The sequence below is a fragment of the Kribbella sandramycini genome, from assembly GCF_013131805.1.
GTDB lineage: Bacteria > Actinomycetota > Actinomycetes > Propionibacteriales > Kribbellaceae > Kribbella > Kribbella sandramycini.
This window is the reverse complement of record NZ_JABJRC010000005.1, coordinates 166,172-180,057: the sequence shown is the minus strand read 5'-3', so window position 1 is coordinate 180,057 and position 13,886 is coordinate 166,172. Positions and strand designations below refer to the sequence as shown.

Annotated in this window: 11 protein-coding genes; 5 read left to right on the top strand and 6 right to left on the bottom strand. The window is 69.1% G+C overall.

Annotated elements, in window-relative coordinates; genetic code table 11:
* Nucleotides 1-66 precede the first annotated feature (66 nt).
* Both HPO96_RS21480 and HPO96_RS21475 read left to right on the top strand, forming a co-directional pair.
* The gene (locus tag HPO96_RS21480; RefSeq protein WP_171675310.1) at nucleotides 67-990 is read left to right on the top strand and encodes an ATP-binding cassette domain-containing protein; all 924 of its coding nucleotides are present in this window, start codon (nucleotides 67-69) and stop codon (nucleotides 988-990) included.
* On the top strand, nucleotides 987-1,967 hold the full coding sequence (locus tag HPO96_RS21475) for an ABC transporter permease (RefSeq protein ID WP_171675309.1): 981 nt from the start codon (nucleotides 987-989) through the stop codon (nucleotides 1,965-1,967). The genes HPO96_RS21480 and HPO96_RS21475 overlap by 4 nt, the downstream gene beginning before the upstream one ends.
* A gap of 57 nt (nucleotides 1,968-2,024) precedes the next feature.
* Here HPO96_RS21475 and HPO96_RS21470 read toward each other — a convergent pair whose 3' ends face one another.
* Nucleotides 2,025-3,104 (bottom strand): ABC transporter ATP-binding protein, encoded by a 1,080-nt coding sequence (locus HPO96_RS21470; RefSeq protein ID WP_171675308.1) that lies wholly within the window; start codon nucleotides 3,102-3,104, stop codon nucleotides 2,025-2,027.
* Nucleotides 3,105-3,404: 300 nt separating this feature from the next.
* On the opposite strand from HPO96_RS21470, the gene HPO96_RS21465 reads away from it, so the two are divergent.
* Complete coding sequence (locus tag HPO96_RS21465; protein ID WP_171675307.1) at nucleotides 3,405-4,424, top strand: LacI family DNA-binding transcriptional regulator; 1,020 nt, start codon at nucleotides 3,405-3,407, stop codon at nucleotides 4,422-4,424.
* A gap of 3 nt (nucleotides 4,425-4,427) precedes the next feature.
* On the opposite strand, the gene HPO96_RS21460 is transcribed toward HPO96_RS21465, so the two are convergent.
* The gene (locus tag HPO96_RS21460; protein ID WP_171675306.1) at nucleotides 4,428-5,963 is read right to left on the bottom strand and encodes a carboxylesterase/lipase family protein; all 1,536 of its coding nucleotides are present in this window, start codon (nucleotides 5,961-5,963) and stop codon (nucleotides 4,428-4,430) included.
* 76 nt (nucleotides 5,964-6,039) lie between these two features.
* On the opposite strand from HPO96_RS21460, the gene HPO96_RS21455 reads away from it, so the two are divergent.
* On the top strand, nucleotides 6,040-6,627 hold the full coding sequence (locus tag HPO96_RS21455) for a TetR/AcrR family transcriptional regulator (protein WP_171675305.1): 588 nt from the start codon (nucleotides 6,040-6,042) through the stop codon (nucleotides 6,625-6,627).
* A 305-nt stretch (nucleotides 6,628-6,932) separates the two neighbouring features.
* Here the strand turns inward: HPO96_RS21455 and HPO96_RS21450 are convergent, their stop codons facing one another.
* The 3 genes from HPO96_RS21450 to soxR all read right to left on the bottom strand — a co-directional run bounded on the left by HPO96_RS21450 (nucleotide 6,933) and on the right by soxR (nucleotide 10,212).
* Complete coding sequence (locus HPO96_RS21450; RefSeq protein ID WP_171675304.1) at nucleotides 6,933-8,717, bottom strand: sialidase family protein; 1,785 nt, start codon at nucleotides 8,715-8,717, stop codon at nucleotides 6,933-6,935.
* 166 nt (nucleotides 8,718-8,883) lie between these two features.
* Nucleotides 8,884-9,564 carry a snapalysin gene (snpA, locus tag HPO96_RS21445; protein ID WP_171675303.1) on the bottom strand — a complete coding sequence of 227 codons (681 nt, stop codon included), beginning with the start codon at nucleotides 9,562-9,564 and terminating at the stop codon, nucleotides 8,884-8,886.
* Between the two features lie 174 nt (nucleotides 9,565-9,738).
* Entirely contained in the window at nucleotides 9,739-10,212 is a 474-nt protein-coding gene (gene soxR, locus HPO96_RS21440) for a redox-sensitive transcriptional activator SoxR (RefSeq protein ID WP_171675302.1), read from the bottom strand.
* 361 nt (nucleotides 10,213-10,573) lie between these two features.
* On the opposite strand from soxR, the gene HPO96_RS21435 reads away from it, so the two are divergent.
* On the top strand, nucleotides 10,574-12,637 hold the full coding sequence (locus tag HPO96_RS21435) for a DEAD/DEAH box helicase (RefSeq protein WP_337796747.1): 2,064 nt from the start codon (nucleotides 10,574-10,576) through the stop codon (nucleotides 12,635-12,637).
* A 52-nt stretch (nucleotides 12,638-12,689) separates the two neighbouring features.
* On the opposite strand, the gene HPO96_RS21430 is transcribed toward HPO96_RS21435, so the two are convergent.
* Nucleotides 12,690-13,778 carry an aminotransferase class V-fold PLP-dependent enzyme gene (locus tag HPO96_RS21430; protein WP_171675301.1) on the bottom strand — a complete coding sequence of 363 codons (1,089 nt, stop codon included), beginning with the start codon at nucleotides 13,776-13,778 and terminating at the stop codon, nucleotides 12,690-12,692.
* Between the last annotated feature and the right edge of the window lie 108 nt (nucleotides 13,779-13,886).

Below are 13,886 nucleotides of genomic sequence, written 5' to 3'. Positions count from 1 at the left end.
CAACATTGGATCACACGGCGGAGCTGTTCGGGTGCGAGGATGTGCGTTTCGGACGAGAGGGGTGGCATGCCTGACCTGGCGATCAGTACGCGCGGTCTGCGCAAGACGTACCGGACGCGGCGCGGCCGGACGGTGGTGGCGGTCCAGGGGCTCGACCTGGACGTTCCGGTCGGGGGCGTGCACGGCTTCCTCGGCCCGAACGGCTCGGGGAAGACGACCTCGATCCGGATGCTGCTCGGCCTGATCCGGGCCGATGCCGGCACCATGACGGTCTTCGACCGGCCGGTGCCCGCGCAGCTGCCGGCTGTGGTCGGGCGGATCGGCGCGATCGTCGAGTCGCCGAAGTTCTTCCCGGCGTTCACCGGCCGCCGCAACCTCGAGCTGCTCGCGGGCGCCATCGGCGCGCCGGCGCAGCGGGTCGGCGAGGTGCTCGAGCAGACGTCGCTGGCCGAGCGCGGCAAGGACAAGTTCAAGGGCTACTCGCTGGGGATGAAGCAGCGGCTGGCGATCGCGGCCACCCTGCTCAAGGATCCGGACCTGCTGATCTTCGACGAGCCGACCAACGGGCTCGACCCGGCCGGGATCCGGGAGATCCGCGAGACCATGCGCGGGCTCGGCGACCAGGGCAAGACCGTCCTGGTCAGCAGCCACATCCTGGCCGAGGTCGAGCAGGTCGCGGACACGGTCTCGATCATCGGCCACGGGCGGTTGCTGGCGTCCGGCACGGTCGCCGAGGTGATCGGCGGCGGCGCGGCGGCGACGGTCAAACTCGGGGTGGCCGACCGGGAGGCGGCGGCCCGGGTGCTGACCGCGGCCGGGCTCGCAGTACGGGCCGATGGCAACCATTTGCTCGTCGACGGGGTGGAGCGGCCGGCCGAGCTGACCAAGCTGCTCGCCGATCAGCAGCTGTACGTCCACGAGCTGGTCCAGGTCCGCGCCGATCTCGAGTCGGTGTTCCTGGAGCTGACCGCAGGGGAGGGGCTGGCATGATCCGCCTGATCGGAGTGGAGCTTCGGCGGCTTACGTGGCGCCGGATCACGGCGATCGGCGTGATCGGGGTCTTCCTGATCACGGCATTCATGCTGTTCGCGACCTGGCGGGAGTCGCGGCCGCTGTCCGAAGCCGAGCAGCGGGCGGCCCAGACGCAGTACGAGATGGCCCACCGGGACTGGGTCGCGAACGCCGAACGCAACGAGGCCGACTGCCGGGCCAACTTCGACCCGTCGACCAGCGGCGGGATGTCGGTCGACGACGTGTGCAAGTGGTCGGAGCCGAAACGCGAGGAGTTCGGCAAGCCGCAGGCGGTCTTCCGGCAGATCGCGCCGAACATGTTGCAGGGATCGGCGTACCTGCTGTTGTTCGCCGCGTTCCTGGTCGGGGCGAGTTTCGTCGCGGCCGAGTTCAGCACCGGCGCGATCGGGAACTGGCTGACCTTCGAGCCCCGGCGGCTGCGGGTCTACGGCTCCAAGATGGCGGCGGCCGGGCTGTGGTTCGTCCCGCTCGGGATCGCGGTCACCGGCGTCCTGACTCTCGGGATCTACCTGATCACCGCGCGGCTCGGCAGTACCGCGGGGACCGACTGGAGCGACATCGTCGGCCTGATCGCGCGGGTCGTGACGACGACCGCGATCGGCGCCGTCATCGGCGGGGTCGTGGGGCTGGTGCTCCGGCACACCGCGGCCGCGCTCGGGCTCGCGATGGGCTACATCGTGCTCGTCGAGGGGATCTTCGCGAGCTTCCTGCAGAACGCCCAGCCGTGGCTCCTGGTCCGGAACTTCGACGCGTTCGTGCTGCACGACACGAGGTATGTGCTGAACAAATGCGTCACGCAGGCTGACGGCAACTACGTCTGCAACCAGATCGAGAAGACGCTCACCTTCGAGCACGGCGCCTGGTACCTGGGCATCCTGACGCTGGTGGCACTGCTCGGCGCGGGCCTGATCTTCCAGCGCCGCGACGTGAACTGACAGCAGAAGGCCCCGGGTGGACGAACCACCCGGGGCCTTCGCGTGTCGTGCGACGGATCAGGCCGTCAGGCGCTCCTCGGTCGAGGCCGAGAACAGGTGCAGCTTGTCCGGCTGCGCCTCGAGGTGGATCAGCGAGCCCTTCTCGACGTTCATCCGGGCGCCGATCTTGGCCACGATCTGCTGGTGGTTGCCGTCGTGCTCGGCGGTGCCGTAGAGGAACGCGTCCGCGCCGAGCTCCTCGATCACGGCGACCTTCACCGGCAGACCGGTGTCGGAGACCTTGAAGGCCTCCGGGCGGACGCCGACGGTCACGGTCTTGTCGCTACCGGCCTTGCCGAGGACGTCGCGCTCGATCGGGATGACGTAGTCGCCCAGCTTGGCGCCGCCCTCGACCAGGTCCGCGGTCAGCAGGTTCATGGCCGGGGAGCCGATGAAGCCGGCGACGAACTTGTTCTTCGGGCGGTCGTACAGGTTCAGCGGGGTGTCGACCTGCTGGAGCAGACCGTCCTTGAGGACGGCGACCCGGTCGCCCATCGTCATGGCCTCGACCTGGTCGTGGGTGACGTAGACGGTCGTGACGCCGAGGCGCTGCTGCAGCTCGGCGATCTGGGTACGGGTCTGCACGCGGAGCTTGGCGTCCAGGTTCGACAGCGGCTCGTCCATCAGGAAGACCTGCGGGTTACGGACGATCGCGCGGCCCATGGCGACGCGCTGACGCTGACCACCGGACAGGGCCTTCGGCTTGCGGTCCAGGTACTCCTCGAGGCCGAGCAGCTTGGCGGCCTCCTGGACGCGCTTGGCGCGGTCCTCCTTGGAGACGCCCTGCATCTTCAGCGCGAAGCCCATGTTGTCGGCCACGGTCATGTGCGGGTACAGCGCGTAGTTCTGGAAGACCATCGCGATGTCGCGCTCTTTCGGCGGCCGGTGCGTGACGTCACGCTCGCCGATGTAGATCGAGCCCTCGTTGACCTCTTCGAGGCCGGCCAGCATCCGCAGGCTGGTGGACTTACCGCAGCCGGACGGGCCGACCAGAACCATGAACTCGCCGTCCTCGATCTCGAGGTTCAGCTTGTCGACGGCGGGGGTGTCGCCACCGGGGTAGATCCGGGTGGCGGCCTTGAAAGACACAGTAGCCATGACTGAGTACATCCCTTCACCGGCAGGAACGTGCCGGACGATCCGAGTAAAGGCCCCCGGGCGGGGGTGCGCCCATCCTCACCTGCCGCGCTCGTCCTGACAAGGGACGTGGGCTGTGAAGTGTCCATTCCGTTCACTTACTGGACATGTGTGGACAATCTCAGTCTGCAAGTTCTTGCAACATCTTGCTGCAATGTCAAGGGTCGGTGGGTAAGGTGCCGCCGTGAGCGAGCGCAGCGAGCGAGCCGAAAGCACAGCGAGTTTTACTCATCACGGAGCCGAGGGCAGCGAGGCGGAGGGATGAGTAGTCGAGCGCGGCTGGCGGATATCGCGGCCAAGGCGGGGGTCAGTGAGGCGACGGTCTCGCGGGTGCTGAATGGCAAACCGGGGGTCGCGGAGGACACCAAACAGTCGGTGCTGACCGCGCTCGACGTCCTCGGGTTCGAACGGCCGACGCGGTTACGGCGGCGGTCGGCGGGGCTGATCGGGCTGGTGATGCCGGAGCTGATCAATCCGATCTTCCCGGCGTTCGCCCAGGTGATCGAGTCCGCGCTGTCCCAGCGCGGCTTCACGCCGGTGCTCTGCACGCAGTCCCCGGCCGGCGCGACCGAGGAGGAGTACGTCGAGATGCTGCTCGAGCGCGGCGTCTCCGGGATCATCTTCGTCTCCGGCCTGCATGCCGACACCGGCGCCGACCATGAGCGCTACCAGGCCCTCGTCGAGCGGAATCTGCCGGTCGTCTTCGTCAACGGCTGGCTGCCCGAGGTCTCGGCCCCGTTCGTCTCCTCCGACGACAACGCCGCGATGGAGCTGGCCGTCTCGCACCTGGTCGCCCTGGGCCACCGGCGGATCGGTTTCGCCTCCGGGCCGGAGCGTTTCATCGTCGTCCAGCGCAAACTCGCCGGCTACCGCACGATCATGAAGGCCCAGCTCGGCGCGAGTGACGACGACCTCGATCCGTTGATCGCGTTGTCGATGTTCGGCGTCGAGGGCGGTCAGGCGGCCGCCCAGCAGCTCCTCGACGCCGGCGTCACCGCGGTCGTCTGCGGCTCCGACATGATGGCCCTCGGCGTCATCCGGGCCGCTCGGCAACGGGGGCTGAGGATCCCGAACGATCTGTCCGTGGTCGGGTACGACGACGCCCCGATGATGGAGTTCACCGATCCGCCGATGACCACGATCCGGCAACCCGTCCAGGCGATGGGGCTGGCCGCCGTCCAGTCGCTGCTCGAAGAGGTGCGCGGGCATGCGACGCCGCGGACGGAGTTCCTGTTCCGCCCCGAGCTGGTGGTGCGCAACACCACCGGCCCGGCGCGGTAGCGGTCAGGAGCCGTGCAGGGCGGTCCAGAAGCCGAGTTGGTGCTCGGCTGCGTAGTCGACCGGGCCGATGCGCTTGGGGTGGAGGGATTGGACGTACGGCGCGCGCGGCCACGTCGGTAGCCCTGGGCGGTTGGGGTTGCCGGTGTGGGCGAACTGGGCCCAGTAGCGGATCATCCGGTCGGCCAGGCGACGCTGGGCCGGGGTGAAACGCGGGTTCTCGCCGGCGATCTCGTAGAGGTACATGAGCTCCGCGCCGTGATACGCGCCGTACGGGAAGGGGCCGGGTGGCATCGAGCTGAACAGCGGCGCTTCGCGATCGGCGAACTCGAAGGCGAACGTCGGCACTCGCCGGGCCAGGATCTGCTGGGTGTTCCGGGTCGTGTGCGCCCAGACGCGGTCGGTGGTCAGGTCGGCGTACCGCTGGCCGTTGTCATTGGCAACGGGTGGGTACTTGCGGAGGACTTGTGCTGCGGTTGCTCCGAAGTCCTCTTGCAGCAGGCTGCGGTAGTCGGCGTCCGTCAGGGGGTCGGGGACGGCGCCGACCAGTGAGACTCGCGCTTCGTCCCGGTTGGCCCCGATCAGGACCGGGACGTGGTGGAAGCGGCCGGCGCGCAGGGCGACAGCTGGGTCTTCCGGCAGGGTCGGCGTACCGAAGGCCGGTCCGAACTCCTTCATACCGCCGAGGAGGTCGGTGGGTGGTTTGGCGCGGAGGCAGGCGATCGTTCGGCAGTTGAGATCGGCGGCGAATTTGGTGCCGCGGGCAACTAGTACGTCGAGTGGCTCGAACGGGGTCAGGCCGCGGCCGGAGGCGTCGTACGTCGGCCATTCGGTCAGGCAGGTGCCGCTCTGCATGGCCGCTTGCCGGAACAGGCCCTTCGTGGCGGGCGCGGTCAGGTGGGCGCAGGTGCTCATCGCGCCGGCGGACTCGCCGAACAACGTGACGTTGGCCGGGTCGCCGCCGAAGGCCGCGGCGTTGCGCTTGACCCATTGGAGGGCGGCCTGCTGGTCCTGGAGGCCGAACGAGCCGGCGCCGTTCAGGCCGGGGTAGCCGAGGAAGCCGAAGACGCCGAGCCGGTAGTTCGGCGTCACCACGACGACGTCGCCGGTGGCTGCGAGCCGACGGGCGTCGTAGTCGTTTCCGGCGCCCTGGAAGAAGCCGCCGCCGTACAGCCACAGCATCACCGGGCGCGGTCGGTTGCCCGGCCGGGCGGGGGTGGTGACGTTCAGGTAGAGGCAGTCCTCGGACTGCGGGCCCGGTACGGCGTCGTCCGGTGCCTGCAGACAGTTCTTCGAAGCTTGGCCGGCATCTCGGACACCTCGCCACGACGCCGGGGGCTGCGGTGGCCGCCATCGGTTCGCGCCCGTCGGCGGGGCCGCGAACGGCACCCCGCGATACCGGTGCACTCCGTCGTCCGAGGTGCCACGTAAGGCGCCGCTGTCGATCTTGACCACCGGGCGCGCCGGCGCGGCCTGGGCGGCGGGGATCGCGAGTGGGAGCAGCAATGCGGTGGCGAGCAGAGCGCCGCTGGTCTTGCGCATGAGACCGTCCTTCGGTTGATATAGCACGAGTGTGCTACTTCGATTCAAAGTAGCACACTCGTGCTATAAAGGTCTCATGCCCAGGGTTGTCGATGTCGACGAGAGACGCGCTCTACTGGCCGCCGCCGTCTGGCGCGTCATCCATCGCGAAGGTCTGGCGAACGCCTCGGTCCGCAAGGTCGCCGCCGAAGCGCAAGTCTCGATGGGCTCCCTGCGCCACTACTTCAGCACCCAGAACCAGCTCCTGCAGTTCTCCCTGCAAGCAGTAGGCGAGCGCGTCACCCAACGCCTCGCCACCCTCGACCTCACCGGGACCCCACGCCAGGTGGCCGAACTCGTCGCCCTCGAACTCCTCCCCCTGGACGCCGACCGCCGCGCCGAAGTCGAGATCTGGATCGCCTTCTCCGCCGCCACCCTCACCGACCCCGACCTCCGAGCCCTCAGTGACCAGAGCCACGAAGCCCTCCACACCCTCCTCCGCACCCTCGTCGCCGACCTCCTCCCGCCCAACTCCCCAGACCAAGACCTGGACCTGGAAACCGACCGCCTCCACGCCCTCATCGACGGCCTAGCCCTCCACGGCGCCACCACCCCCACCCAAACCACCCCCACCCGCCTCCAAGCCGCCCTAACCCACCACCTCGAACACCTAGCCCGCAGCTAGCCCCCAGCCACCCCCAGCCACCCCCCAGCCACCCCCACTCCGCCGTTTGCTGGGCTGACCCATCAGCCAGTGGGTGTGCCCACCGCCTGCCGTTCGCCCACCCACCGCCTCGTGGGTCAGCCCAGGAAATCTCGTGGGTCAGCCCAGGAAACGTGTTCGGTCGGGTCGCGTTGGTGGGTGAGCCCGGGAAATGGCTGGGTGGGCGTGGCGGACGGCGGGTGGGCCAGGGGGCTGCGGTGGGCTTGCCCACCGGCTCGTGGGTCAGCCCAGGAAATCTCGTGGGTCAGCCCAGGAAATGGAGTGCGTCAGAAGGGGTAGCGGAGGTGGGGGTTGGGGATTGTGGTGGAGTTGGTGGTTTGGAGGGTGGTCAGTTCGGTGGGGGTTAGGGCTCGGGGGTAGAGGCGGATTTCGTCTAGGGAACCGTGGAGGTTTTGGGCGCCGTCGAGGCGTTGGCCCAGGTGGATTTGGAAGGGGCGTTTGGGGCTCAGGGAGCCGAGGGGGGCTGTGGTGGTGGCTGCGGGGGTGCCGTCGATGGTGAGGGTGAAGGCGTTGGCTTGGCGGGTTAGGGCGAAGTGGTGCCAGGTGCGGTCGTTGTAGGGCTTGGTGGTGGTGAGGGTGATGGCGGTTTCACCGGATTGGGCGAGGGCGCGGAGGCGGTTCTTCGAGGGCTCGGCGCGGAGCCAGAGCTGGGAGTAGACGTCGCCTTGGTTGTAGGCCCAGAGAATCGGTTGGTCGGCGGTGCTCGCGCCGTAGTTGAACCAGCCGGCCCAGGTGAAGTCCCCGCTGCTGACGGCGAGCTTCTCGGCGAAGGGGAGTTGGACGTGGTCGTCCGAGCCGTCGAGGGCGATCGCCGTACCGAAGCGACCGGCGGTCGGGGCCGGGCCGCCGCGCAGGTAGCCGGCGAGATTGTTGCCAGAGGCATCGGGTGTGGCCGGGACGCCGGTGGTGTTGCCGTCCGGTAGGCCCAGGTCCGCTTCGGTGAACTTGGTGAACCAGATGTAGCCGTGCGACCAGGCGGCGGCGCGTTCGTAGGCCAGGCCGACGGTGTCGTCGTCCAGCAGGGTCAGGTCCGTGTACGCCGCCATCCCGCCGTAGATCACGACGCCGCCGCCCGGATCCACCCATTCGTTCCCGCCCTTGTACGTCGAGCGGATGGTCAGGTTCTCCCGGGTGTCGCCCTTGCGCGTCTCGGTCGCCAGGAGCACGCGGTTGTAGCGATCGCCCTGATCGGTCGCACGCAATTCGAGTGTCGACGCCTGAACAGTCGGTACGGCGAGGCTCTGCTCGGCCGCTCCCGCGCGGAAGCCCTGGGAGAAGCTCTCCCCGGCATCGCTCGAAACCGCCGAGGCGACGGTGGACGACGTGTCGGTGCCGTTCTCGTCACGCGCCAGCGCGAACAGCGAACCGTCCGGCCGCTCGAACACTGTCAACTCCTGCACCTTCAGCGCCGGATCCGCCGCAGCGTCGTGCGCACCGAGCTGCCAGTTCAGCCCGCCGTCGTCGCTGTAGACGAGTGCTCCGCCTTTCGGCCCATCGTTCGCGCCGGTGAAGTGCGTTCCGACGACGAGCCGCCCAGCGTGCGGCCCGCGCCGCAGTTGAATGCCATGCGAAGGCCCGGTCGCGTAGCCGTCCCAGGCCGGCAGCTTCACCGCATTGGTGATCTCGCGCGGCGTCGTCCAGCTCACGCCGTTGTCATCGCTGTGCTGCGCCCAGACCGTGTTGTACTGCCGCGTCGTCAACAGCGAGATCCGTCCGCTCCGGGTATCAACCACTGGAGCCGGGTTGTGCGCAGTCACCCCAGACCCCGCATGCACCACCTTCGGCGCACTCCACGTCACCCCGCGATCTGTCGATCGCACCATCACCACGTCATGTGCGCCGGTATCTCCGCAGGTCGGCTTCCGCCCCTCCGCGAACAACACCAGCGACCCGTCGTTCGCCGTCACCAGCGCCGGAATCCGGAAACAGTTGTACCCACCCGTCCCCGGCGACAGGATCGCCTTCCCTTCCAGCCCGGCCCCGGACGCCGGCACCGTCAAACCGGCCCCGATCAACCCCAGCACCGCAATCGCCACCCCACGAAGTCTCATGCGGCCAAGTCTTCGCCACGAGACCGCCGTGAACGGCTGCTCACGGCGTGTCGTAGGACGTCCTATGTACGGCGGTATGCGACGCGGCCGGGGGCGGTCGGCAACGTCGCGGCGGTACTCCGGCCCGGCCTGCCCCCTGCCGGACAGGTCGGGCCGGAGAGTGTGGCTACCGGGCGACGTGGAAGGCGGCGTCCGGGAGGCTGGTCTTGCCGTTAGCCCAGAGCTGGTTGACTCGGGCGCGCTCGTTGGCGTCAGGGTTCGGGTTGGTGCAGGACGGGCCGGGGCCGCCGCCGGACATCAGCTCGGAGCAGGGGCCGGAGTAGTGGTCCGGGAGGCCGAGAACGTGGCCGGTCTCGTGGGCGGTGATGCGCAGCGAGTCGTACTGCTGGGACTGGGCGTAGTCCAGGAAGATGTAGCCGCTGCCGTGGCCGTTGGTGGAGGCGTACGACCCGCGCGGGTCGTTGCCTTCGGTGTAGTAGAAGTCGTAGTTGCTGCCCTCGACGAGCTGGACGTTGGCGACCGAGGAGTTCCAGATCTGCGTGCTGGAGTTGATCTGCGAACGGAAGGTCGGCGCGTCGACGGCGTATGTCACCGTGACGGCGTCGAGGGTCTGCCCGGCCTTGGCGGCCTTGGCCCGCTTGGCGGCGACCGACTTCATCACCGCGTCGTAGAACGCCTTGGTGGCGGCCTCGTCCTGCGGCGAGCCGGTGTACGCCGCCCGAGTGGCGGCCGTGGAGACCGACGAGTCGGCCGGGGCCGGCGCCGGTGCGGCGGTGGCGAGAGCCGGGACGGCGAGTGCGGCGGCGGCGAGCCCCGCGAGGGAAGTCAGGATACGGCGATGCGACATGGGAGGGCCTCACTCCGGATCTGTGGCGGAAAGCGACCGGTGGATTACTGATCGCTACAAATCGGGAGCCTGCCCCGGTTGCCGATTTTCCGCACGCCCTCGGGAAGAAGTCGGGGGTTAACCCGCGAAACCCGGTCGCCGTTCTATGAGATGCATAACCGCGCGGCTATGACTTCACTCACCGGGAATCCCCACGTTCAGGATCCGGGCGCCGGGGCCGCGCTCGGCCAGCCGGTCGGACTTGTTGTAGAGGTTGCAACGCTGCAGGCTGAGGCAGCCGCAGCCGATACAGCCGTCCAGATCGTCGCGGAGCCGCTCCAGTTCGGCGATCCGCTCGTCGAGGCGGCTGCGCCAGGTCTTCGAGAGCCGGCTCCAGTCGGCGCGCGTCGGCGTCCGGTCGTCGGGGAGCGAGTCGAGCGCCTCGCGGATCTCGGCGAGGGCCAGGCCGACCCGCTGGGCGGCCTGGACGAACGCGATCCGCCGCAACGTGCTGCGCTGGTACTGCCGCTGGTTGCCGGCCGTCCGCCGGGAGCCGATCAGGCCCTGGTCCTCGTAGAACCGCAAGGCCGACGCGGCCACCCCGGACCGGTGTGCGATCTCCCCGATCGAGAGCCAGTGCTCCTTGCTGGGAATGTTCTCCTCCGCCACGCCACCACCCTAGGACCGGACGCCAAGGACTCAAGCACACTTGAACTGCGGTCTGCGCACAGTTCCGGGACCAGTGGGCCGACTGGTCTGCTGTTACCGACCGTGGTCATCGCCGGGGCCCGGATCGGGTACACTTGTGGGGTGTCGGTGCGCGCGTCGCGTCACCAGAGTTCTTTCCAGGCGCTCCGACCCGTCGGTCTCGGCAACCGCTGAGAAGTCCGGCGCCGAGGGTGCAACGCGATAGCACCCGCAGGTCGATGCCTAATCTCCTGCCTGTATGTGACAGTCCGGTCAGTTTTCACTGACCGGCCTACGCGTGCGGGTCGTGCGGTGTCGTCCGCGATTTTCGAGAGAGAGTTTAGTGAGTCAGCACCACCAGCAGGACGACCCGAAGTCGAAGAAGCCCCGCCACAAGAAGTTCCAGAACCAGTCGTACGGCGAGCGGATGGGCCAGAGCCCGTCGACCGCGCCGGCCGGCGGTGACAACGTCCGCGACGACACCCGCAACGAGCGTCGCGGCGGCCCGTCGCAGTACTCCGACCGCGGCTCGCGGGACGGCGACCGCCGTCCGGTGAAGGGCTACCGCTCCGAGCGCGCGAACCAGCCGCGCCGCGACGAGCGCCCCTCCTACTCCCGTGACGAGCGTCCGTCGTACCAGTCGCGCGACGAGCGCGGCTCGTACCAGCGTCGTGACGACCGGCCGTCGTACTCGCGCGACGAGCGCCCGAGCTACCAGAAGCGCGACGAGCGTCCGTCGTACCAGTCGCGGGACGACCGTGGCTCGTACCAGCGTCGTGACGACCGCCCGCATTACTCGCGCGACGAGCGTCCGTCGTACCAGCGCCGCGACGACCGGCCGACGTACGCCAAGCGCGACGACCGGCCGGCCTACCAGAAGCGGGACGAGCGTCCGTCGTACCAGTCGCGGGACGACCGTGGCTCGTACCAGCGTCGTGACGACCGTCCGGCGTACCAGAAGCGCGATGACAAGCCGCAGTACGAGCGCTCCTCGTACCAGCGCCGTGAGGACAAGCCGTTCGTGAACCGGGAACGCCCGAACTACGTCCGCGACGAGCAGCCCGAGGACCTCGGGACCGTTGCCGCTGACAACAAGTTCGCCGAGCTCGGCCTCGCGCCGCGGCTGGTCCAGCGGCTGGCCCGGGACGGCATCACCGCGCCGTTCCCGATCCAGGCCGCCACCATCCCGGACGCGCTGGCCGGTAAGGACGTCCTCGGCCGCGGCCAGACCGGCTCCGGCAAGACGCTCGGCTTCGGTCTGCCGACGTTGATGCGGCTGTCCGGCGGGCACACCGAGTCGCGCCGTCCGCGCGGGATGATCCTGGTCCCGACCCGCGAGCTCGCGATGCAGGTGCACGACTCGCTCGAGCCGCTGGCGCACGTGATGAACGTGTCGCTGAAGCTGATCGCGGGCGGTCTGCCCTACCCGAAGCAGATCGAGTCGCTGCGCCGCGGCGTCGACCTGCTGATCGCCACCCCCGGCCGGCTGATCGACCTGTGCGAGCAGGGCGCCGCCGACCTGGGCGCGGTCGAGATCGCCGTCCTCGACGAAGCCGACCACATGTGCGACATGGGCTTCATGCCGGCCGTCACCACGCTGCTGGACATGACGCCGGCCGACGGGCAGCGGCTGCTGTTCTCCGCGACCCTCGACAACGACGTCTCCACGATCGTGAAGACCTACCTGAAGGACCCGGTCACGCACTCGACCGAGTCCGGCCAGGCCACCGTCTCCACGATGGAGCACCACCTGCTCGTCATCGAGCCGGGCCACAAGCAGTCGCTGACGGCGGAGCTCGCCAGCCGCGACGGCCGGACGATCGTCTTCGTCCGCACCAAGCTCGGCGCCGACCGCGTCGCCACCCAGCTTCGCGACCGCGGCGTGATGGCGGCCGCGCTGCACGGCGGCCTGACCCAGGGCGCCCGGAACCGGACGCTCGACCAGTTCAAGGACGGCTCCGTCCCGGTCCTGGTGGCAACGGACGTCGCCGCCCGCGGCATCCACGTCGACGACGTCGGCCTGGTCGTCCAGGCGGACCCGCCCGCCGAGCACAAGGACTACCTGCACCGCGCGGGTCGTACCGCGCGCGCCGGTGGCAAGGGCGCCGTCGTCACGCTGGTCCTCCCGCACCAGCGGCGCGGTATGGTCCGGATGGCCGAGACCGCCGGCGTCGAGGCCGAGCCCGTCCGGGCCCGCCCGGGTGACGAGCTCGTCACCGAGCTCACCGGTGGCAAGACGCCGTCCGGCTACCCGGTCAAGCTCCCGGCGCCGAAGCCCGTCCGAGGTGGCGGCCGTCGCTTCGGCGGTGGCGGCAACAACCGTCCGGGTCGCGGCTATGAAGGCAACCGCGGTAACGGCCCCCGGCGCAGCTCGTCGAACGGACCGCGCAAGTCCTACCAGCACTGACAGCAACTGAAGGCCCCGGTTCTCCTGTACTCACAGGAGAACCGGGGCTTTCTCATGTCAGGAGCGTCCAGAGCCGGGTGAGGATGGTGGCGGTTTCGGCGTCGGTGAGGGGGACCAGCTCCAGCATCAGTTCGTCGGCGGCGGCTCGGTCGGTCATGACGTAGATGGACGGGCGGCCGGCTTCCAGTTCGGTGGCGATGCGTTTGGCGTCCGGGACGTGGAGACGGACGCGGGAGACCGGGAGGCCGGTCGGATCGGCGACGACATCGGCGCGGACGCCGGGGATGCGGGCGGCGGCTTCGGCGAACGCGGTGACCTTGGCGAGCTGGTCGGCCTCCCATTTCATCCGGTCGAAGGCCTGCCACTCCTCGAGGGCGGCGATCACGCCGACGATCGCTTCCTTGGTGGGTTTCATGGTGCGGCCGATGCCGTGGTCCTGGGCGCGGACGGCCTGGACGAGCGGCCAGGCGCCGGCGATCAGACCGGCGGTGGGGGAGCCGAGATACTTCTGGCCGCTGACCAGCACCAGGTCGGCGCCGGTGGCGAGCAGATCCGCGATCCGGGGGAACTGGGCGGCGCCGTCGATGATGGCCGGGACGCCGCGGCGGTGGGCGGCGCGGACGGCGGCGACCAGGTCGATCGGGGTGCAGTGCGTGAGTCGCGAGGATACGAGGACGAGGCAACAAATGTCGGGACCGTCGAGCTCGGCCTCCAGATCGGCAAGGGTGCAACGGGTTTCGGTACCGGCCAGGTCGACGTGGGCGCCGGCCAGCCGGATGCCCTGCAGGTTCGAGTGTCCGTAGTCGACGACCTGGCAGGCCGGCAGCACCACCCGGTTGTGCAGATCTGTTGTATCGGGCAACGATGCGATCCGGCGCGGATCGGCGCCGGTCATCGTGGCCGCGACGGCCAGGGTCAGCCCGGCCGCGGTGCAGTGCACGACGGCGCCGGCCTGTGCGCCGGTGACCTGGGCGATCGCCTCACTCGCCCGGTCGCCGAGCTCGGCCATGACGAAGAACTCGGGTAATGCCTGTGCGACGGCCGCCGCCACCCCGTCGGAACTCCGTGACACCCCCAGCGGGGTGTAGGTGCCCCTGGCGTTGATCACCGCACTCAACCGATACCGATCGTGAATGCTCATGGTCCGCCTGAGCGTAGTGGTCACGGACAGCGATGGCGATACCTCGGGTCACGAGATCTTGACCCAAAGCTACTAGTGAGTCATTCTCAGTTTCTCCGACCGAGGGAG

Excerpts from the sequence above, each read along its gene's own strand:
- HPO96_RS21470 (WP_171675308.1), bottom strand. The coding sequence starts at position 3,104 with ATGGCTACTGTGTCTTTCAAGGCCGCCACCCGGATCTACCCCGGTGGC.
- snpA (WP_171675303.1), bottom strand. The coding sequence starts at position 9,564 with ATGTCGCATCGCCGTATCCTGACTTCCCTCGCGGGGCTCGCCGCCGCC.
- HPO96_RS21480 (WP_171675310.1), top strand. The coding sequence starts at position 67 with ATGCCTGACCTGGCGATCAGTACGCGCGGTCTGCGCAAGACGTACCGG.
- HPO96_RS21430 (WP_171675301.1), bottom strand. The coding sequence starts at position 13,778 with ATGAGCATTCACGATCGGTATCGGTTGAGTGCGGTGATCAACGCCAGG.
- HPO96_RS21475 (WP_171675309.1), top strand. The coding sequence starts at position 987 with ATGATCCGCCTGATCGGAGTGGAGCTTCGGCGGCTTACGTGGCGCCGG.
- HPO96_RS21460 (WP_171675306.1), bottom strand. The coding sequence starts at position 5,963 with ATGCGCAAGACCAGCGGCGCTCTGCTCGCCACCGCATTGCTGCTCCCA.
- HPO96_RS21465 (WP_171675307.1), top strand. The coding sequence starts at position 3,405 with ATGAGTAGTCGAGCGCGGCTGGCGGATATCGCGGCCAAGGCGGGGGTC.
- HPO96_RS21450 (WP_171675304.1), bottom strand. The coding sequence starts at position 8,717 with ATGAGACTTCGTGGGGTGGCGATTGCGGTGCTGGGGTTGATCGGGGCC.
- HPO96_RS21455 (WP_171675305.1), top strand. The coding sequence starts at position 6,040 with ATGCCCAGGGTTGTCGATGTCGACGAGAGACGCGCTCTACTGGCCGCC.